Origin of the sequence: Sphingobium sp. D43FB (genome assembly GCF_002312805.1) — a bacterium.
Taxonomy (GTDB): Bacteria; Pseudomonadota; Alphaproteobacteria; order Sphingomonadales; family Sphingomonadaceae; genus Sphingobium.
In genome coordinates, this window is the sequence record NZ_NMUA01000007.1 from 149,077 (window position 1) to 168,101 (window position 19,025).

20 protein-coding genes are annotated in these 19,025 nt (G+C 63.8%); 12 read left to right on the top strand and 8 right to left on the bottom strand.

The genetic code is table 11. The annotated features are described in order from the left end of the window. Positions 1–13: 13 nt before the first annotated feature. The 9 genes from SxD43FB_RS08425 (at position 14) to SxD43FB_RS08465 (ending at position 7,909) form a co-directional block, all read left to right on the top strand. Positions 14–1,696: an AMP-binding protein gene (locus SxD43FB_RS08425; protein WP_096061787.1), complete on the top strand. Its 1,683-nt coding sequence runs from the start codon at positions 14–16 to the stop codon at positions 1,694–1,696. Beyond that, positions 1,693–2,112, top strand: a complete 420-nt coding sequence (locus tag SxD43FB_RS08430; RefSeq protein ID WP_096061788.1) for a nuclear transport factor 2 family protein — start codon at positions 1,693–1,695, stop codon at positions 2,110–2,112. The genes SxD43FB_RS08425 and SxD43FB_RS08430 overlap by 4 nt, the downstream gene beginning before the upstream one ends. Before the next feature lie 14 nt (positions 2,113–2,126). Further along, the gene (locus tag SxD43FB_RS08435) at positions 2,127–2,888 is read left to right on the top strand and encodes an SDR family oxidoreductase (protein WP_096061789.1); all 762 of its coding nucleotides are present in this window, start codon (positions 2,127–2,129) and stop codon (positions 2,886–2,888) included. After that, the gene (locus SxD43FB_RS08440) at positions 2,888–3,316 is read left to right on the top strand and encodes a nuclear transport factor 2 family protein (protein ID WP_069064282.1); all 429 of its coding nucleotides are present in this window, start codon (positions 2,888–2,890) and stop codon (positions 3,314–3,316) included. The genes SxD43FB_RS08435 and SxD43FB_RS08440 overlap by 1 nt, the downstream gene beginning before the upstream one ends. A gap of 119 nt (positions 3,317–3,435) precedes the next feature. Further along, a complete protein-coding gene (locus SxD43FB_RS08445) occupies positions 3,436–4,224 on the top strand; it encodes a hypothetical protein (protein WP_096061790.1) in 789 nt (262 codons plus the stop codon). Between the two features lie 82 nt (positions 4,225–4,306). Continuing rightward, the gene (locus SxD43FB_RS08450; protein WP_237236134.1) at positions 4,307–5,056 is read left to right on the top strand and encodes an SDR family oxidoreductase; all 750 of its coding nucleotides are present in this window, start codon (positions 4,307–4,309) and stop codon (positions 5,054–5,056) included. Positions 5,057–5,094: 38 nt separating this feature from the next. After that, entirely contained in the window at positions 5,095–6,561 is a 1,467-nt protein-coding gene (locus tag SxD43FB_RS08455; RefSeq protein ID WP_096061791.1) for an aldehyde dehydrogenase family protein, read from the top strand. A gap of 21 nt (positions 6,562–6,582) precedes the next feature. After that, positions 6,583–7,323: a TetR/AcrR family transcriptional regulator gene (locus tag SxD43FB_RS08460; RefSeq protein WP_255245644.1), complete on the top strand. Its 741-nt coding sequence runs from the start codon at positions 6,583–6,585 to the stop codon at positions 7,321–7,323. 133 nt (positions 7,324–7,456) lie between these two features. Continuing rightward, a complete protein-coding gene (locus SxD43FB_RS08465) occupies positions 7,457–7,909 on the top strand; it encodes a PA2169 family four-helix-bundle protein (RefSeq protein ID WP_096061792.1) in 453 nt (150 codons plus the stop codon). 40 nt (positions 7,910–7,949) lie between these two features. Here the strand turns inward: SxD43FB_RS08465 and SxD43FB_RS08470 are convergent, their stop codons facing one another. From SxD43FB_RS08470 to SxD43FB_RS08505, 8 genes are all read right to left on the bottom strand, one after another. After that, positions 7,950–8,795, bottom strand: a complete 846-nt coding sequence (locus tag SxD43FB_RS08470) for a glycosyltransferase (RefSeq protein WP_176482714.1) — start codon at positions 8,793–8,795, stop codon at positions 7,950–7,952. Then, entirely contained in the window at positions 8,792–9,382 is a 591-nt protein-coding gene (locus SxD43FB_RS08475) for an SAM-dependent methyltransferase (protein WP_096061794.1), read from the bottom strand. Before SxD43FB_RS08475 ends, SxD43FB_RS08470 begins: the two co-directional genes overlap by 4 nt. After that, positions 9,379–10,044, bottom strand: a complete 666-nt coding sequence (locus tag SxD43FB_RS08480; protein WP_255245645.1) for a PIG-L family deacetylase — start codon at positions 10,042–10,044, stop codon at positions 9,379–9,381. Before SxD43FB_RS08480 ends, SxD43FB_RS08475 begins: the two co-directional genes overlap by 4 nt. Continuing rightward, a complete protein-coding gene (locus SxD43FB_RS08485) occupies positions 10,041–11,159 on the bottom strand; it encodes an acyl-CoA dehydrogenase family protein (protein WP_096061795.1) in 1,119 nt (372 codons plus the stop codon). Before SxD43FB_RS08485 ends, SxD43FB_RS08480 begins: the two co-directional genes overlap by 4 nt. Then, on the bottom strand, positions 11,156–12,175 hold the full coding sequence (locus SxD43FB_RS08490; RefSeq protein WP_096061796.1) for a glycosyltransferase: 1,020 nt from the start codon (positions 12,173–12,175) through the stop codon (positions 11,156–11,158). The genes SxD43FB_RS08485 and SxD43FB_RS08490 overlap by 4 nt, the downstream gene beginning before the upstream one ends. Beyond that, a complete protein-coding gene (locus tag SxD43FB_RS08495) occupies positions 12,172–13,104 on the bottom strand; it encodes a glycosyltransferase (RefSeq protein ID WP_096061797.1) in 933 nt (310 codons plus the stop codon). The genes SxD43FB_RS08490 and SxD43FB_RS08495 overlap by 4 nt, the downstream gene beginning before the upstream one ends. Continuing rightward, a complete protein-coding gene (locus SxD43FB_RS08500; protein ID WP_096061798.1) occupies positions 13,097–14,236 on the bottom strand; it encodes a glycosyltransferase family 4 protein in 1,140 nt (379 codons plus the stop codon). Before SxD43FB_RS08500 ends, SxD43FB_RS08495 begins: the two co-directional genes overlap by 8 nt. A gap of 73 nt (positions 14,237–14,309) precedes the next feature. Further along, a complete protein-coding gene (locus SxD43FB_RS08505) occupies positions 14,310–16,433 on the bottom strand; it encodes a catalase (protein ID WP_096061832.1) in 2,124 nt (707 codons plus the stop codon). A 317-nt stretch (positions 16,434–16,750) separates the two neighbouring features. Between SxD43FB_RS08505 and SxD43FB_RS08510 the strand changes: the two genes are divergently transcribed. The 3 genes from SxD43FB_RS08510 to SxD43FB_RS08520 all read left to right on the top strand — a co-directional run bounded on the left by SxD43FB_RS08510 (position 16,751) and on the right by SxD43FB_RS08520 (position 18,956). Next, the gene (locus tag SxD43FB_RS08510; protein ID WP_176482716.1) at positions 16,751–17,494 is read left to right on the top strand and encodes a Crp/Fnr family transcriptional regulator; all 744 of its coding nucleotides are present in this window, start codon (positions 16,751–16,753) and stop codon (positions 17,492–17,494) included. Further along, a complete protein-coding gene (locus tag SxD43FB_RS08515; RefSeq protein WP_069064293.1) occupies positions 17,491–17,682 on the top strand; it encodes a hypothetical protein in 192 nt (63 codons plus the stop codon). Before SxD43FB_RS08510 ends, SxD43FB_RS08515 begins: the two co-directional genes overlap by 4 nt. 155 nt (positions 17,683–17,837) lie before the next feature. Next, positions 17,838–18,956, top strand: a complete 1,119-nt coding sequence (locus SxD43FB_RS08520; RefSeq protein ID WP_343228839.1) for a PHB depolymerase family esterase — start codon at positions 17,838–17,840, stop codon at positions 18,954–18,956. Positions 18,957–19,025 lie beyond the last annotated feature (69 nt).

Here is a 19,025-nt window from a genome sequence, read left to right on the forward strand (position 1 = left end):
CCAAGGACGCATCATGACCGACCAGCCGCTTTCGATCGTCGCCGGTCCCCCGCTCAGTGAAGAGCCGGGGCTGGGGGCGCTGACCTTGAGCGGCTGGTTGCGCGAAGTCACGGCGCGCTCCGGCCCGGCCGAAGCGCTGGTGATGCACGAAGGAGATAGCGTCACCCGCTGGACCTATGACGATCTGTGGGCGCGCGCGAATGAAGTGGCGCGCGCGCTCATCGCCTGCGGCGTGGGCAAGGGCACCCGCGTCGGCATCCTGATGACCAACCGCCCCGAATTTTTGGCGGCTGCCTTCGGCACGGCGCTGGCGGGCGGCGTCGCCGCGACGCTCAGTACCTTTTCGACGCCTGCCGAACTGGAGCATCTGCTCCAATCGTCCGCCTGCCACCTCCTCCTGATGGAGCGCACCGTCCTCAAAAAGGACTTTGCCGCGATCCTGACCGACCTGGAACCGGGCATCTCGACGGCCAGCCCCGGTGCGCTCGCCTCACCCCATTTCCCTTTCCTCCGCCACATCGCCTCGCTCGGTGGCGGCGAGGGCATGATCGAGCCGTGGGACGCTTTCCTGAGGCGCGGCGATAGCGTCGATCAGGCGCTGGTCGATGCGACCGCCGCCACGGTCACGCCTGCCGACCCCGGCGTCCTCTTCTTCTCCTCCGGCTCGACCGCCAAGCCAAAGGGCATCCTTTCGATGCACCGCGGCGTCACGCTGCAACTGTGGCGCTGGAAACGCTTTCTCGCCGCCAAGGAGGATGCCCGCGCCTGGTCGGCCAATGGCTTCTTCTGGTCGGGCAATTTCGCCATGGCGATCGGCGGCGCGCTCTCGTCGGGTGGCAGCCTGATCCTGCAAGCGACCTTCCAGCCCGAAGAAGCGCTGACCCTCATGGCGCGCGAGCGCGCGACCATGGCCTTCGCCTGGCCCCACCAATGGGCGCAACTAGAGGGGGCGGCGAACTGGAACGATGTGAACCTGTCCTCGCTCCACTATGTGGGCCAACACACGCCGCTCGGTCGGCATCCGACTGTCAGCACCGACTGGCAGGAACCAATGGCCGCCTATGGCAATACCGAAACCTTCACCATCAGCACCATCTTCGATTCCGGCACGCCCGACGATCGGATCGCGGGCACCCATGGCATCCCCTTGCCTGGCAATATCTTCAAGATCCTCGATCCGCTGACTGGAACCGTCGTGCCGCTTGGTGAGCGCGGCGAGATCGCGGTCAAGGGACCGACGCTGATGCTGGGCTATGTCGGCGTGCCACTGGACGAGAGCGTGGACGCCGACGGCTTCTTCCATACAGGCGATGGCGGCTGGTTCGATGCGGAAGGACGGCTGCATTGGGAAGGGCGCCTCAATGACATCATCAAGACCGGCGGCGCCAATGTCTCGCCGATCGAGATCGACACCGTCATCAAATCCTGCCCCGGCGTAAAGGTCACCCAGACCGTCGGCGTGCCCCATGAAACCTTGGGCGAACTGGTCGTCACCTGCATTGTCCCCCATGTCGGCGCACCGCTGGACGAAGACGCCATCCGCGCCTTCGCCAAGGCGCAACTCGCCAGCTATAAAGTACCACGTCGCGTCCTCTTCTTCAGCGAAGATGACCTCTCGCTGACCGGCAGCGCCAAGATCAAGACGGCGGACTTGAAAGCCTTGGTGGTCAAACAGCTCGCGACCGAACCGGCATGAGCGACGGCGCGGAGCAGGCGCTGGCGATCGCCAATCTCAAGGCCCGCTATTGCGCTACCGCCGATCTCGCCGCCAGCGACCCGGATCAGGCCCGCACAACTTTCGCGACCATCTTCGCGCCGGATTTCGTCGGCTACTATGGCATGGGTCGATTGATCGGCGCGCAGGCGATCACCGACTTCCTCTGCACTGCCATTGCGGGCAACAGCCTATGGCTGCTGCACATGCTCCATTCGCCACGAATCCTGATCGACGGCGATCGCGCGACCGGCGACTGGACGGTCCTGGTCAAGCTCAAGCGCCGCAGTTCCGGCGCAATCGACACGGTGATGGGCCGCTACAGCGACGTCTTTCGCCGCACACCCTTGGGGTGGCGGATTGCGCAAGTGACCTTCACCCGCATGGACCAAGCATAAAGGATAGCAGGATCATGGCCCATCGTTTCAGCGGCAAGACCGTGCTGGTCACCGGATCGGCAGGCGGCCTCGGTCGCGCCCACGCACTGGCCTTTGCAGGGGAGGGCGCGCATCTCATCCTCGCCGATATCAACGAAGCGGGCCTGATGGAAAGCCAGGCGCTGATCGAAGCGGGCGGTGGCAGTGCGTCCATCCACCGCGTCGATATGGGCCAGGAATCCGACATTCAGGCGTTCGCCGCAACGATCCTGTCGGCGCATGACCGGCTCGACGTCCTCATCAACAATGCGGGCCTGCATGCAGGCGAAATCGCGCGCGGCTTTTTCGGCCTCGGCATGGCCAAGTGGCAGCATTTTTTCGCCGTCAACACCTTTGGCCCTCTGCTGCTCGCCGAAGCGCTGCGTCCCGCGCTGGCAAAGGCCAAGGGCGTCATTATCAACAAATGTTCGATGGCCAGCTATAATCCCGCCACCGCTTACGGCATCACCAAAGCGTCGCTCACCGTCTTCACCCACGCCATGGCCCAGCAATTCGGCGTCGACGACATTCGCTGCGTCGGCATCGCGCCTGGCCTCATGGAAACCGAAGCAGCGCTCCAAGGCGTCGATGCCGCCAATTGGGAACGGCTCAAAGCCATGCAGTCGGTCAAACGGCAGGGGACGGCAACCGACATATCCAACCTCGCTTTGTTCCTCGCGTCGGAAGAAGGCAGTTTCGTCAACGGCCAGGTCATCTTGTGCGACGGCGGCAACCAGATGCGCGGGTTCCGCTTCTGATGCCCGCGCCCGATTTTGCCGACTGGCTCGCCATCACTGAATTGAAGGCGCGCTACTGCCGCCTGCTCGACACCAAGGATTGGGACGGCTGGGCCGCCCTCTTCACGCCCGACTTCCTGCTCGATGCGACGGGATCGGGCGGTCCCCGCATGGAAGGGCGCGATGATGCCGTTGCCAGCGTGCGACGCTCACTGGAAACCGCCAAAACCGTCCATCATGTCCATATGCCTGAACTCACCCTATCAGGCGACGCCGCCACCGGCATCTGGCCGATGCAGGATCATCTTGTCTGGGCGGATGGACGCACAATGACCGGCTATGGCCATTATCACGACCGCTATATCCGCATCGACGGGGCATGGCGGATCGCTCAATCGCGCCTCACTCGCCTACATATCGCCATGCAGTCGCCGCCGCCTTCGGCCTGATCGCCATTGCCCCGGCGATCAATTGATCAGGCCCGCCCAATCCTCTGGCGCACCGTCGCCGTCCATGCTGAATTGGCGCCTGACAAGCGTTTAAGCGCGCGCAGCCAGAGGGCAGAGGAATGAGCCTGCATACCACCATCCACCTCCATAACGTTCCGGCCGGACGGGAAGCGGACTATGCCGCCTGGTTTGATGGTCCCCATCGCGACGATCTTGCCCGCCTGCGCGGCTTCCGCTCGGCCGACCGCTATGCCATTACGCCGCAGCAGATCATGCCCGATATCCCCCAGCCATGGCGGTATCTGAGCGTCTACGAGCATGACACCGCCACCCCGGAAATCGACCTGCCCGCGCTCGCCCCACTCCTGGCCCAGGCGCGCGACGCCGGGCTGATCGACGATAGCGACGAAAGCGAGCGCATCCATAGCTATGCCATGTATGCCGACTGGGCCTTCAGCCCCAACCACCGGGCCGATCAGCCCTTTTCGGGCGTCAGCATCATCCTCGCCAATTTCGTCGCCGGGCGCGAAGCCGAATATCATCACTGGTATGACACGGTGCATTCCCCTGAAGTGACCCGCGTTCCCGGCAAGGTTGGCATGAAGCGCGGCCGCCTGTCGCCGGTGCAACTCGAACCCAAACGCTATTGCCCCGGTAGCGACCTGGTTCTCTGCGCGCAGCAGACCGACGACCTGCTCTTTACCGTCAAGGATTTCAGCGCCCGCGCCCGCGGCGTCAGCCCCAGCGGCGTCGCCTTTGCCCCGCGCTCCGCCTCCGGCTCGGTCGCGCGCACGGTCCATTATTTCGGCAAAGTCAGCGGCCCGGCCTTTTGGCCCGGCGGCATCGCCTATGATGGCGATCTCTCGGTCTACCCCGCCGATTTCGCGCGGCCGGCTGCCAGCGCCTGAACAGCCATCGCGCGCGCGATGGCCGTCCCCCTTGCCGTGCGCGCGCCAGTGCGGAATGGGATGAAGCAACAAGAGTTGAAGGATGGAGCAGGACATGGGCAAGACGATCATCATCACCGGCGCGGGCGACGGCCTCGGCCGCGCCCTGGCGCGGCGTTTCGCGCGTGACGGCGAAACCGTCATCCTGCTCGGCCGCACCTTGTCGAAGCTGGAAGCCGTAGCCGCCGAACTGGGCGAGGGGCATTTGGCCCTGCAATGCGATGTCGGCGATCCCGACTCCGTCCGCGCCGCCTTCGCGCAGATCGCCACGCGCCATCCCAAGGTGGACGTCCTCATCAACAACGCCGCCATCTATGAGCCGTTCACCCTCGCCGAGGTGCGCGACGACCAGATCCAGTCATCCCTCGCCATCAATGTCGCCGGGCCGATCTATTGCGCCCGTGAAGCGCTGCCGCTGCTGCGGGGCGGCGGGCATATCATCAACGTCAGCAGCGAATCCGTCGCGATCAAGATGGCGATGCTCTGGCTCTATGCCGGGGGCAAGGCAGGGCTTGAACTGATGTCGGACATGTGGGGACGGGAACTGGCGGCGGACGATGTGCGCGTCACCGTGGTCCAGGCCGGGCAAATGATGGACGAAACCAAGACCGGCACCAACTGGCCGATGGATGTCGCCATGCGCTTCATGCAGGACAATGCCAAGATCGGCCTCAACCCGCGCGAGCGGCCCATCACCCATTATGATTCCGTCACCGACGCCTTCCGCGCCGTCATCGACATGCCCGCCGACCTGCACATCGGCACGGTCGCGTTGACGGCGCGCCGCCGCTGATCGCCCTATCCCCGCATATCGACAGAAAGACCCTAGCCATGGCCACTCTCCCCGACGCAAAACTCACCATCGACGGCGTGCTGCGCGACGCGCAGGGCGGCAAGACCTTCGATGTCATCAGCCCCTGGATCGGCCAGCCGGTCGGCAAGGCCGCTGATGCTTCGGCCGCCGATGTGGAGGAAGCCATCGCCGCCGCGCGCCGCGCCTTCGACACGACCGACTGGTCCACCAATGTCGAAAAGCGCGTCGACCTGGTCACCAAATTGCGTGCCCTGTTCGAAGCGAACCGCGAACGTCTATCCGACCTCGCGCGCGACGAAGCCGGCGCAGCGATGGGCGCGGTCGGCCGCGCCCATGTGGATATGGCGCTCGACGGCTGGGACGATTATCTGCGCCTCTTCCCGCAATTGAAGTGGGACAAGGATTATGGCGGCCGCACCGGCTATGGCTTCGAAACGCAGCGCAAGGCGGTCTATGAACCGGTCGGCGTCGTCGGCGCGATCACGCCCTGGAACGTCCCGCTTTATGTGAATGTGGGCAAGGTCGTCGCCGCGCTGCTCGCTGGCTGCACCGTCATCCTCAAACCCGCGCCCAACACGCCGGGCATGGGTGCGATCTTCGGCGAACTGGCCCAGGAAGCGGGCTTCCCCGCCGGTGTCCTCAACGTCATCGTCGGCAGCGATCCGGCTCTCGCCGGGGAAATGCTGGTGACCGACCCGCGCGTCGATCTCATTTCCTTCACCGGCTCCACCAATGTCGGCAAGCGCATCATGGAACAGGGCGCGGCCACATTGAAGCGCGTCTTCCTCGAACTGGGCGGCAAGTCCGCCAAGATCGTGCTGGAAGACAGCACCAATTTCGCGATGGATGTCGCCCAGTCGATGCTGGTTTTCCACGCCGGCCAGGGCTGCGCCGTCCATTCGCGCCTGCTCGTGCCGCGCAGCCGCTATGAGGAAGCCAAGGCGGTCCTCAAACATGCCTATGCCAGCTTCGGCGACAATTGGGGCGACTATGATAATCCCGCGCATATCATGGGACCGGTCGTGTCGCAGCGGCAGATGGAACGGGTCTTGTCCTATATCGATATTGGCCAGGCCGAAGGCGCGACACTGCTGGCGGGTGGCAAGGCACGGCCCGACAAGGGCAGCGGCTATTTCATCGAACCGACCTGCTTTGTCGATGTCACCAACGACATGCGCATCGCCCAGGAGGAAATTTTCGGCCCCGTGCTGGTCGTCATCCCGTTCGAGGATGATGACGACGCCGTCCGCATCGCCAATGAAAGCGACTATGGCCTGTGCGGCGGGGTCTATTCGGCCGATCTCGATCGCGCCATTGCGGTGGCGAGGCGGATACGCACCGGCTCCGTCAGCGTGAATGGCGGCATGTGCATCGCCGGGGACTTGCCTTTTGGCGGTTACAAGGCCAGTGGAATCGGCCGCGAATGGGGTCTTGAGGGAATCGAGGAATTTCTCGAAACCAAATTGATCGCATGGCGCGCATGACGGGATAGCAAGGATCGGCTCTTGAGCGCAAAGGCGGACATGAAGGCAGAGCAGGCGGCGGGCAAATCGCCACGCTCGCGCCCGTCCACCGCGACCAAGACGCTCAGCCATAATCTCAACGGGCAACGGCTGGGGCGCAAGGGGCGCGACACGCGCGACCGCATCCTGGCCGCCACCAACGAACTGCTCGCTGGCCCCGCCGATGTCGAACTGTCGCTTAGCGCCGTCGCGCGCCAGGCGTCGCTTGGCATGACGTCGCTCTATAATTATTTCAACGACCTGACCGAATTGCTCCTGGCCGTGCTGGAACCGGTGATGGCGACCGCCGAAGAGGCATATGTCGGTCTGCTCCGCACGCGCTGGGACGATGCTTCGCTGGGCGAGCATAGTCTGGCGCTGGTGACGGCCTATCATGGCTTCTGGGTCAAAAATTCCCGCCTGCTCCATCTGCGCAACCGCATGGCCGACGCGCAGAATGAACGGATGATGCTGCATCGTATCAACGCGGCCCTGCCGGTCATGCGCCTGATGGTCGAACAGATGGATGGCGACCTCAGCAAACCGCAATCGCCGGTATTCAGCATGGCGACGGCGCTGATGACTGGGCTTGAACGTATCGTCACCGTCACGACCGATACGACGCTGCAAAATGCGCTCCACGCGCCCAATCCTCTGGGCCGCACCCATTTGCTGCGCGCGGAGGCGCGACTGCTGGAACTGGGCATCCGCGACTATCGGATGCTCGCTGCATCAGGTGACTGAGGGCTTTCCCATCAATCTCATTGATGGAGGTTAAGGACCGACATTTGTTTGCGACTTTCCCGGTCGCGCGTCGTTGAAGGGGGTATCCGGTTGCCAATGGCGCCGGTTTTCATCTTTCAAGACGGGAACCATCATGTCCGACAACAGCCACGATATTTCGACCCTCAATGGCCTGATCGCCACCACGATCGACAGCGCCGATGGCTATACCGAAGCCGCCAAGGACAGCGAAGGCGGTCGCTTCGTGACCCTCTTCACCAGCCGCGCCGCCGAACGCCGCGAAGTCGCCACGCGGCTCCAGCAGGAAGTGGCTCGTCTCGGCGGCAATCCTGAAGACGACGGCACCGTCCTTGCTGGCGCACATCGCATGTTCCTCAACCTCAAGTCGATGATGACGGGCCAGGACGACAAGGCGATCGTCAACGAAGTCGAAGCCGGCGAAGATCATATCAAGGCCAAGTTCGAAGATGCGCTGGGCGACACCAAGCTTTCGCCTGCTGTTCGCAGCGTGATCGAAGGCTGCTATAGCTCGGTCAAGGCTGGCCATGACGAAATGCGCGACATCAAGCATTCGATGCAGCACTAAAAAACAACGGATCGGCGGGGGCAACCCCGCCGATTTTTCGTCAGCCAGAAAATGGCACCCCCGCCGCATCCACCTCTGCCTTGGTCGGCATACGTAACAGGCTGATCGCATCGCCCTCACGCGCGATCAATTCCGCCTTCTCGAAGGCGGCCAGCCAGCCTGCCATCGGCCATATTCCCCATTTCTGGCGAAACAGTCGCGCATTGCGCACTATGTCGGCGAGATGCTGCAGCGGCGGGTCGATCACATCATGATATTGATGAAACGCACCCGTGCCCCCCAGGAATAGCAGGGGCAGGGCGGCCTCCCGCGCGCGGAAACCGAAATCGGTATCTTCCGCGCCATAGCCGGTAAACGCCTCATCGAACCCGCCCAGTTCGACGAACCGCTCGCGTCGAATGCCGAAGATCAGCGACCAGAATAGCCCGGCATTATGTTCTTCGCGCAAGCCCGCCGCGGGAAAAGGACGAACCGGGTGCGGCTTCGCGCATTGCATCAAAGTCGCCTCGTCCCACGCGCCGCGCGCGTCCCTGGGACCAAGATAGAGCGCTTCGGCGCAGATCAGGGCATCCTGCTGCGCCAAGGCTCGCGCCATCGCCCCCATCAGGCCCTGCATCGGAATGCAATCGACATCCAGAAACAACAGCATGTCGCCCCGCGCCGCATGCGCCGCCGCATTGCGCGCCGCCGCCAGCGGCAGCCCCGGCTGATCGAGCCGCACGATATGCACGGGAAAGCCCGTCGCTTCCACCGCGACGGGCGGATCGCTGCCCATATCGACGATCACCAGTTCGTCAGGCTGCGCCTCGCTCCGCCGCAATCCCTCGATCAATTGCGCCAGATGCCCCGGCCGGTTCTTGACGATCGTCAGGACGCTCATCGTCATGCCGACATGCGCCACAGATCGAGCCGATATTGGTCGCGGCGTTCCGCTGTGACGACCTCTACCGGTCCTGGCATTGCGCCACGAAACTTCTCCACCGCTTCGTCGCCGCTTTGCGGATAGTCCGTCTCGCCCGTCCAATGGACCAGCAATAGGTCGCCGCCCGGCGCGCCATGCGTGCCCGCCCATTTGGCCGCGCGCCGGATATCCGCATTGTCCCAATAATAAATGACTTCGGACAGGATGATGAGATCGAACGGCCCACCCAGCGGCACTTGCGCGGGAAAGGTCATGCGGTTGAACGAGACATGATCGAATACGGCACAACGCTCGCGCGCGCCGCTGAGCGCCGTTTCGCTGACATCGATCGCGACCAGCGCCCGGCAATGTTCGGCCAATTGCCGCGTCAACATGCCCTTGGCGCAGCCGATCTCGAACCCCAATTCATAGCAACGCTCGCCCAGCGCCTCGATGCTATGGGCATATTTCGCCTGCTCATAGGCGCTCGTTTCCAGCGACCAGGGATCATCTGTTCCCTGGAACATCTGCTCGAAATATTGGGGGTCCAGGCTGCTAACATGCCGGGTCATGGCCGTCTCCGCACATAGAGTATATCGCGCGCGCCCATGCGTCGCTGTTCGGGTGATAGGCGAAAGCCGGGGCCATGGGCGGCGGTCAACTGGCTGCGATGCGCCGCCAGCGCCAAGCGCCGTTGTCCCGCCGCCATCGGCGCCGTATGGATCGCGCGCCGCATCTTCTGATCAGGCCTGTCCGCCCAGACCAGATATTCCGCCACCACCAGACGGCGCATCGCCCGCGCATGCACTGCATAGGCCAGCGCAGCCGCAGCTTCATGGTCGCAATGCGGCTCATGCCCGGCCGTTACTGCCAGCGCATCGACCCGCCAACGCCTGCACAGCGCCGCCAGATAACGCGCCGTCCGCTCGAACAACGGATCGCCGGGACGTGCAGGTGCCGCATCCTTCCAGTCCAGATGCACGGGCCGCCGCGCCCGTCCACCCGCCAATCGCTGCACGGCCCTGGTCGCTTCGCGCCGCCGAGCCGCCGCCAGCCTTTGCGCCGCGTCATGCGACCCCGCGCCATCGGTCAGATAGACTAGGCCCGCCAACCGCCCCGTCTTGGCCGTCTGCGCGATCAGCGCGCCCGCGCCCAATGTCTCATCATCGGGATGCGGTGCCAGCACCAGCCAGCGCATATCGCGCCACTGGCGCGAGGACAGCGCAGCCGTCACCACAACAGATCCTCCTCGCCCCACGCATCATGGTCCAGCCACGCAAGCGCCGCCTGATCCCGTGCATAATCGGGACCACCCTGGCGCAAATAGAGGCTTAAATCCCGGCTGATCTTGTCGATTCGCTGCCCGTCCATCGCGCTGCGCGTGCCCACGATCCGCGCCGCCAGTTCCATGACATCCAGTGCCGCCCGCTCCACGACCCCGCGCGTCATCCGCGCGAAAGCCGGGCCATCGCTATCGTCCCGCGCCGCGCGCAGCGCCGCTTCGCGCACCCACAGATAGGCGGTGCGCGTGGCCGCCACCGCATCGGCGAATTTCGCGCGCTGCACCGGATCGCCCCGCGCCGCGTCCGACATCGCCTTGCGCGTCTCGATCAACAGCGCTTCGATGCCGCCCAGTTGCACCGCCGTAAATCGCCACGCCCCGGTGGTGAACAGCGGCTCGCGATCATAATCGCCCGGTGCGCCCAACATGTCTTCGGGCGCAACCACCATCCCGGTCGGGTCATACAGCCCGCTTCCCGTCGCGCGCATCCCCCGCACCCGCCATTGCGACAAATCAGCCCGCGCCGCATCGTCCGCTGCAACCACGACCAATTGCCGCGCGCCGTCCTCCGGCTGCACAGTAATGATCGCATGCGCCAGCCCACCCGCACCCGTGGCGAAGGACTTGGCCCCTTGCAGCGTCCGACCCACCATCTTCACACCCGGCGGCGGCTCGGTCGCCCACATGCCGTAAAAGGCCCCCGTATCCAGCCTCTGGCGAAGACCCTGTTTCTGCGCAGCCGTCGCGAAATGATCGAACAGGATCATCGCATTGACATGCCCTTCATACAGCCGCCCAACGCTCAGGTCCGCGCGACCGATAACCCGCAGGACATCGAACAGGCATAGATGCCAAGCCTCCTCGTCGCCGCCAAAATCAAGCCCGCCGCTCGCAACCGGCGCAAAGCAACGGTGCAGGCCCGCAGCCGCCAGACATTGCATGCTGTCGATCGGAAAGACCGGCGCAGCGTCATAGCGCGCCCCCAATTCCATCAGCCTTGGCGCAACGGCGGCAGCCCGCGCCGTCGGATGCGCGTCGTCCGCGATAGGGAAGGGCGCTACGCTCATGCCGCTGCCGCCTGTTCGCTAAGCCAGATCGCCGCCGTTCGCGCGCCTTGCGGATCGTGCAACCGCCTCCTCGCTTGCGGAGACAAAGCCTTCGCCTGCGCCAGCAAGGACGGCCATGTCGCTGCCTCCGGCCAATCTTGCAGCACCACCGCCGCACCCAGACGCGCCAGACCGCTGGCCGTAGCCTGCTGCTCACCAAAAGGCCGCGCTTCGGGCATGCAGATGAACGGCCGATCCGCGACCAATACCGCGCCGACCAGTCCTTCACCCGCTCCGCCGATCACCACATCGGCCGCCGCGATCTCTCGCGCCGCATCCTCGACCCAACCCGCAATATCCAGATTGGGCGGGCAATCGCCGACCGCCGACACCGGCCCGATCACCCGCCATTGCACATCCGGGCAAGCCCGCGCCGCCTGCGCCAAACGCGCGCCATCGCCCGGCGCACCGCCGCGGCCGATGACTACCAATATACGGCCGGACGGCGGCACCGCCCCCGCCACGGCGGTCGTAATGCCTGGCAGATAGCGCGTCCGCTCGCGCACCCACGCCGGCGTCGATTCCAGCTCCAGATCGGCATGAAAGGGGGCCAACAACCCCGCCGCACCGCGAAAGGCCTCCAGATGCGGCACATCGCTGCGCGCGCCATTCAATCGAACACAGATGGTCGGCACCGATGCCAGCCGGGCCAGCATGGCCATCTCCACCGAAACATCCACCACCATCAGCGCTGGCCGTTCCGTCGCGATCCATTGCGCCACCCGCGCCACGCGCAACCGTACGCCTTCATGGTCGATCGGCGCATAATGGAGCGCTGCGGGCCGCCTTTCGCTGCCATCCACGCCATCGAACCGGCCCGACAACGGCCGATCGTCGGACAAATCGATCCCGGCCTCGCCAACGCCGGTCCCCAGCAATATGATCGGCCAGTCACTCGCGGCGGCGATCGCCCGCGCGCGTGCCCGATGTCCGGCACCATGATGATGCACATAATAGCCGATCGGTCGCCGCGTCATGCGCTGATCTCCAGCGCCATATCATGCGGCATCGGCGGCAATAATGGCTCGCGCCGCGCGATCAGCGCATGGCCATCCGCCCGCGCGCGCAAACGCCTGCGCCACATCGCCCGCTCGCGCCAATGGTCGAAGGCGGGGGCCATCGGCCGACTTCCATCCTCTGCGTCCCGGTAAAGCTGTTGCATTGCGCTGGCCATGCCACCTTCCGCGCGCCCCTCCAGTCGCGGTGATACGGATATGCGCACATCAGCCGGATGGGCGAGCCGCGCGCCCCGCGCCAATGCCGCCGTCACCAACGCCCGGTCCTCCCCCGTCGCGAGCAACGGCACCCCACCACAGGCCCGATAAACAGAGGCACGGATCGCTAGCGAAGCCCCCGTATGATCGCCATGGCGCGGTGCAAGATCCCAGGGCAGGGGGTCGATCGCATCCTCGATCGCGCGCACCGCCGCCCAATAAGCATCCCATGCCGAACGCAGCGCCGAAACGGCCGGGGGCAGGGGCTCCTGGCTATCGATATCGATCCGGCCACCCACCATATCCGCGCCCCGGTCCACAGCCTTGGCGATATTGCACAGCCAATCGACCGGCGGCCGACTATCGGCATCGGTACTGACCAGCACGCCATCTCCGGCCATCGCAATCCGCGCCAGCCCCGCATCCATCGCCAACTTGCGCGCCGATCCGGCATGCGCCAGCCCCGGCGCGAAATCGGCAACGACCACCGCAATGTCCAGCCGCGCGCCATGTTGCCGCTGCACCCTGCCAATCACGTCCAGACTGTCGTCGCTCGTATTGTTGACGCCGATCGATACCATAACCGGACCCGGCCAATCCTGCGCCGCCAACGCCGCAAGTAGCACCGGCAACCGTTCGGCCTCATTCCGTGCCGGCACACAGACGCAAAAATTGATCGTCGGCTCAACCATGCAGCATTGCACGTAACGAATCCGGCGAAGACGGCGGCACCAGATGCATGGCCGCCCGGCCATCGCGCGGCACCGGCCTGCCAAGGTCGATCTGCTGCCGATAGAGCGCCTCATAGCTTTCCACCATGCGGTTGGCGTCGCACATCTGCTCCGCCCGCGCGCGGCAGGCCCGCCGATCCAGCGCCAGCGCCGCGCGCCCCGCCTGCGCCAGCGACCCGACATCATCGGGCGTGGCCAGAACTCCACAACTGGAATCAAGAATTTCCGGGATCGCACCCCGCGCAAAGGCAGCCACCGGCACGCCGCAGGCCAATGCCTCGGCCACGACCAGCCCATAGGGCTCGTCCCACAAGGGCGTACACAGAAACGCGCTGGCCCCAGCCACCAACTGCGCCAATTGGCTATGCGCCAGATGGCCGACATGGATGATGTCCGCGCCCAACGTAGGCGCTATCACCGTCCGATAATAATCCTCATCCAGCACCGGCCCGGCGATGCGCAACGGTAAGCCGATGAGGCGCGCCGCCTCGATTGCCAGGTGCAACCCCTTTTCCGCCACGATCCGACCATACCAGACCAGATAGGGCGCGCTGTCGGCCTGCGCGCGAAAGACGAATTTCCGCAAGTCGATCCCGTTGAGGATCACGGCATCGGCGGGCGCGACATGGCTCCACTGCGCCGCGACCGACTGCGATACCGCAACCAGCGCATGATTGGGCGCTTCGCACAGGCGGATGCCGCTTTCCAGCCAGCAGAATGGCGGCGTGTGCAGCGTCGTGACCATCGGCATCGGTAGACTGTCGGCCATGGTCAGCGGCAGATAATGGAGCGCATTATTGTGAATGATGTCGAAATCCCGGTTCCGCAAACCGGTCATCAGGCTCAGATACGCATGATGCTCGCGGAAAAATGCGATGTCGCTCGCTTCCGTCGTGCCAACGGACGTTATCGCCGTCTCGGTACAGATCGCCTCCAGCCCCAATGCGGGTTCGGAGCGCGATGACGCGAAGACAGTCACGGCATGACCGCGATCCCGCAATGACCGGGCTAGAAGATGCGTATGCATCTCCAAACCGCCCGCAAACGGTTCCGCAATGGGATGCTTGAGATGGGCGATAATGCCAATCCGCATCAACGATATCCTTTGGACAAGAAGAGGGCCGGAGGCGAAAACGCATTCGCCCCCGGTTGATCGAAGATCGAGATCAGGCGTCGGGCACGGCGTCCAGATCCACGGTCATTTCCCGTGGCCAATGGCGCAGCCCGCGACAGGCGGTCAGCAGGCTCGTGGCGTCTTTCGCTGTAGCAAGCGGCAGGCAGCCCTCGTCCAGATCGTCGGCGATACCCGCCTTTTCGAACAAGATCTGTGCCTCTGCCGTAAGCCCCATGAACTTGCAATGGGCAAAGGCGTCGGTAACGAAGTCCTTGGCCGCCGCATCCATGGCCAGCAACGCCGCGCCATCCGCCGAAGCGACGACCGCAACCGCATCATACAGCACCGATGGCCCGCCATCGATTTTTTGCTTGGCCGCAACCGCCGTGCCATCGGACAGGGTGACCCCGCCGATCTTGGGCGCAATCACCTCATACACCGCGCCTTCCTTGTCCACCGCCTTGACTAGCGCGTCGAACATCTTGGCATCGGCGCCATCGGTCAAAAGGATGCCGAGCTTCCGGCCCTTGAAATTGTCCGGCCCGTTCTTGAGGATGCTCAGCGCATCGGACGGCGGCAAGTCCATGATCGTGGCACGCGCCGCCTTTGCCGGCTCGGGCAGGGCCATGCCCAAACCATCCGCCACCGTCGTCGCCAGTGTCTCATCGATATTGCGCAGATGCGATACCGTCCGCGAACGGATATCGGGCCGCTCGACCTTGCTCAGCTCGAACACGATCGCGTCGCCGAGATGCTTCTGCTCGATCGGCATCTGGCTGATATAGAATTGACGTGCCTGGCTATAATGATCGGCAAAACTCTCCGACCGGACCCGTTGCTTGGGACCGTCCTCGACCGTGGCGACACTGACGAAACCCTTGGCCGGGTCTTCGCGCGGGCCACCCTGTTCGGCGCCCCAGCTATTGGGCTCGTAATTGGCCCGACCCTTGGGATTGCGCATCGCCATATGCCCATCCTGTTGGAAATGGGCCATCGGGCATTTGGGCGCATTGATGGGGATATGCGTGAAGTTGGGGCCGCCCAGCCGCTTGAGCTGGGTATCGAGATAGGAGAAATTGCGACCCTGCAGCAGCGGATCATTGCTGAAGTCGATGCCCGGCGGCACATTCTGCGTGCAGAAGGCGACCTGCTCGGTCTCGGCAAAGAAATTGTCGACGACCCGATCAAGCACCAGCCGCCCGACGATCCGCACAGGAATTAATTCTTCGGGGATCAGCTTGGTCGCGTCGAGAACATCGAAATCGAAACTGTCGGCGAACGCATCGTCGAACAATTGCACGCCCAATTCCCATTCCGGGAAATCGCCCGCATTGATCGCATCCCACAGGTCGCGGCGATGGAAGTCCGGGTCGGCCCCATTGATCTTGACTGCCTCGTTCCACGCGACTGACTGCAAACCCTGTTTGGGCTTCCAATGGAATTTGACGAAGGTCGACTTGCCCTCGGCATCGACCAGACGGAAGGTATGGACGCCAAAACCTTCCATGGTGCGCAGCGATCGCGGAATCGCCCGGTCCGACATCGTCCACATCACCATATGCATGGCTTCGGGCGACAGGCTGATGAAATCCCAGAAATTGTCATGCGCGGTCTGCGCCTGTGGGAAATCGCGATCCGGCTCCGGCTTGGCGGCATGGATCAGGTCGGGGAATTTGATCGCGTCCTGGATGAAGAAGACCGGGATATTATTGCCGACCAGATCCCAATTGCCTTCCTGCGTGTAGAGCTTAACCGCAAAGCCGCGCACGTCGCGGGCCAAATCCGCCGAACCCTTCGACCCGGCAACAGTCGAAAAGCGAACAAAGGCAGGCACTTTCTCGCCTACGCGCTGCAACACATCGGCGCGCGTCACATCGCTCAGCGATTCCGTCAGCTCGAAATAACCATGCGCGCCATAGCCGCGGGCGTGGACGACACGCTCCGGGATGCGCTCATGGTCAAAATGAAACATCTTCTCGCGAAAATGGGCGTCTTCCAGCAGCGTCGGGCCGCGCGCGCCCTGTTTCAGCGAATTCTGGTTGTCGGCAACGGGAATACCTTGAGCGGTCGTCAACGTTACGACATCACCCCCTGCAATCTGATGCGTCTCGCCGCCATCGGCCTGCGGTTCGGCATAAACGTCGGACACCCCGTCGGCGGGCGGCGGCGGGGCCATGCGGGCCGATTGCTCGGCGATCTTGCCGGATGCGCTGGCGGGTTTGTCTGACTTGGCCATGAGAATTCCTCAACTGGAGAGCGCGCACATAGGCGAGCAAAGGCAATGCCATGCTCAACCACATGCGCAGGGACGGTCTGCAGAAATGCTACGTCACGGAAACACGCAGCAACGTTGCAAGTTGCGGCTGTCTGGCAAATACTAATCTGCGTCATAACGTTTTGTGGCCATGGCTTGGATATACTGGCGCAGCGGGCCGTTTGGACTGTCACGGGCGATCGGGGCAAAGATCGCCATCATATGCGAAGGACAATATCTTGTTCACGGATCGGTTTTTGAAAGGACGTCGGGGCGTCCAACTGGGGGCGGAAGAACGCGCTGTCTTGGAAGGCGCCATATCCGAAGTCCGCACCATAGACGCCCGCGCTACCATCGTCAGCGCGGGCGAGCCCTTATCCAACAGCACATTGCTGATCGACGGCTTCATGTGCCGCTATCTCGATGACCGGGAAGGCATGCGCCAACTCGTCGCGGTGCAGGTGCCGGGCGATTTCGTTGATCTCCATGCCTATCCGCTCAAGACGCTCGATCATGATGTCGCCACCCTGACTGCGGCCACCGTCGCGATCGTGCCCCACCGCGCCTTGGACGGCATCAACGCGACCATGCCGGAACTGACCCGCAAATTATGGTTCTCGACCCTGCTCGATGCCGCCATCCACCGGGCCTGGCTGTTCCGTCTCGGCCGGTTGGACGCGGTCGGCCGCGTCGCGCACTTCTTGAGCGAAACAAACGCCCGGCTCCTGCCCGTGGGGCTTAGCGACGGAAGCCGCTTTGCGCTGGGCATCACCCAGAATGACATCGCCGAAATATGCGGCATTACCAACGTCCACGCCAATCGCGTCCTGCGCCAGTTGCGCGAGGAGGGGTTATGCGTCTTCCGCTCGTCGCTCGTGGATATTCTCGACGTGCGGGGTCTCGCCAGGCGAGGGCAGTTCAATCCCGATTATCTCTACATCGACGCCGATCCTACCAAACCCAATGAAAGCCAAGCCTCATGAGGTCTCCCCCTCCCATCGCCGGCACGCAGACGCGGCCCGGCATCGCCAGCGCGGAAGCCGGGCTGGTATTGCTCGACGGTCCCGACGGTATTGCCGTCACCATGACCGCCTACGCCGCATCGGAAACGGGCAAGAGCCTGATCGAGGCCGCCCAACGCGCCGAACATTGGACCGAGCCAGAGGCGTAGGAATATGCTGCGTTGCGGCAGAATGAAGAAATTTATCCTCACATCTCCATGAAGATAAGGGGATTAGGCATCATATTCTATTGTGCGATGCAGCAACTATCTGGGCGGTTCGACCATTATAGCATAATATAGGCGTAAGCCGAACCGGAGACCCCATGATGACCCGTCTAAGTTCCACCATTACCCAACTCGCCAAATTCCGTGCGATGACCCACGGCGCGTCGGCCGACCCCGTCAAGGATCGCCTGGACGACCTGATCGCCTTCGGCAGCAACCCCGGTGCCCTGCGCGCCAGAATCTATGTGCCCGCAAATCTGGCCAAGGGCGCGGCGCTGGTCGTGGTCCTCCATGGCTGCACCCAGAATGCAGCGGGCTATGATCACGCCGCTGGCTGGTCACAACTCGCCGACGAACAGGGCGTTGCGCTGCTCTTCCCCGAACAGCAGCGGTCGAACAATCCCAACCTTTGCTTCAACTGGTTCTCGCCCCTCGATTCCCGGCGCGATTCCGGCGAAGCGCTCTCGATCCGCCAGATGATCGATACCATGGTTGCCACCCATGACATCGACCAAAGCCGCGTCTTCGTGACCGGCCTGTCCGCGGGCGGCGCCATGACGTCGATCATGCTGGCCTGCTACCCCGAACTCTTCGCGGGCGGCGCGATCATCGCCGGCCTTCCCTTCGGTTGCGCGGCCTCGGTCAACGACGCTTTCGCCCGCATGCGCGGCGAGGGCTATCCCGCCGACGATCGCCTACCCGAACTGGTCAAGGCCGCGTCCGGCCATCAGGGACCATGGCCAACCATTTCTGTCTGGCAGGGCAGCGCCGACCAGACCGTCGCCCCCTCCAATGCTGACCGCATCCTCGCCCAATGGCAATCGCTACACGGCGTCGATGGCTTGCCCAGCGAGCAGACAATCATCGACGGCAGCCCACGCCGCACCTGGCGTGACGAAAAGGGCAGGGCGGTCATCGAGTCCTATGAGATTGTCGGCATGGGCCATGGCACGCCACTGAACACCGTAGGACCGGACGGCCATGGCAACGCCGCCCCCTATATGCTGGAAGCGGGCATCTCCTCGACCGGACAGATCGCTCAGGCTTGGGGGCTGATGACCGCCACACCCGCCCGCAAATCCGCCCCCACGCCCGGCGAACGCATCCGGCCGCAACCCATGCACGCCAGAAAGCCAACCTCAAAGCCAGCGCACAAGGCGACCGGCGTCAGCGCCATCATCGAAGACGCGCTGCGCAAGGCCGGACTGATGCGATGATCGGATAGAGGGGCCGCGCCGGGAGGCCGGCCCCTCGGCGGATAGTTGACTGTAACAGCTGTTTGGTGT

Coding starts and splice junctions, on each gene's coding strand:
- SxD43FB_RS08425 (WP_096061787.1), top strand. CDS start 14: ATGACCGACCAGCCGCTTTCGATCGTCGCCGGTCCCCCGCTCAGTGAA.
- SxD43FB_RS08430 (WP_096061788.1), top strand. CDS start 1,693: ATGAGCGACGGCGCGGAGCAGGCGCTGGCGATCGCCAATCTCAAGGCC.
- SxD43FB_RS08435 (WP_096061789.1), top strand. CDS start 2,127: ATGGCCCATCGTTTCAGCGGCAAGACCGTGCTGGTCACCGGATCGGCA.
- SxD43FB_RS08440 (WP_069064282.1), top strand. CDS start 2,888: ATGCCCGCGCCCGATTTTGCCGACTGGCTCGCCATCACTGAATTGAAG.
- SxD43FB_RS08445 (WP_096061790.1), top strand. CDS start 3,436: ATGAGCCTGCATACCACCATCCACCTCCATAACGTTCCGGCCGGACGG.
- SxD43FB_RS08450 (WP_237236134.1), top strand. CDS start 4,307: ATGGAGCAGGACATGGGCAAGACGATCATCATCACCGGCGCGGGCGAC.
- SxD43FB_RS08455 (WP_096061791.1), top strand. CDS start 5,095: ATGGCCACTCTCCCCGACGCAAAACTCACCATCGACGGCGTGCTGCGC.
- SxD43FB_RS08465 (WP_096061792.1), top strand. CDS start 7,457: ATGTCCGACAACAGCCACGATATTTCGACCCTCAATGGCCTGATCGCC.
- SxD43FB_RS08470 (WP_176482714.1), bottom strand. CDS start 8,795: ATGACGATGAGCGTCCTGACGATCGTCAAGAACCGGCCGGGGCATCTG.
- SxD43FB_RS08475 (WP_096061794.1), bottom strand. CDS start 9,382: ATGACCCGGCATGTTAGCAGCCTGGACCCCCAATATTTCGAGCAGATG.
- SxD43FB_RS08485 (WP_096061795.1), bottom strand. CDS start 11,159: ATGAGCGTAGCGCCCTTCCCTATCGCGGACGACGCGCATCCGACGGCG.
- SxD43FB_RS08490 (WP_096061796.1), bottom strand. CDS start 12,175: ATGACGCGGCGACCGATCGGCTATTATGTGCATCATCATGGTGCCGGA.
- SxD43FB_RS08495 (WP_096061797.1), bottom strand. CDS start 13,104: ATGGTTGAGCCGACGATCAATTTTTGCGTCTGTGTGCCGGCACGGAAT.
- SxD43FB_RS08500 (WP_096061798.1), bottom strand. CDS start 14,236: ATGCGGATTGGCATTATCGCCCATCTCAAGCATCCCATTGCGGAACCG.
- SxD43FB_RS08505 (WP_096061832.1), bottom strand. CDS start 16,433: ATGGCCCCGCCGCCGCCCGCCGACGGGGTGTCCGACGTTTATGCCGAA.
- SxD43FB_RS08515 (WP_069064293.1), top strand. CDS start 17,491: ATGAGGTCTCCCCCTCCCATCGCCGGCACGCAGACGCGGCCCGGCATC.
- SxD43FB_RS08520 (WP_343228839.1), top strand. CDS start 17,838: ATGATGACCCGTCTAAGTTCCACCATTACCCAACTCGCCAAATTCCGT.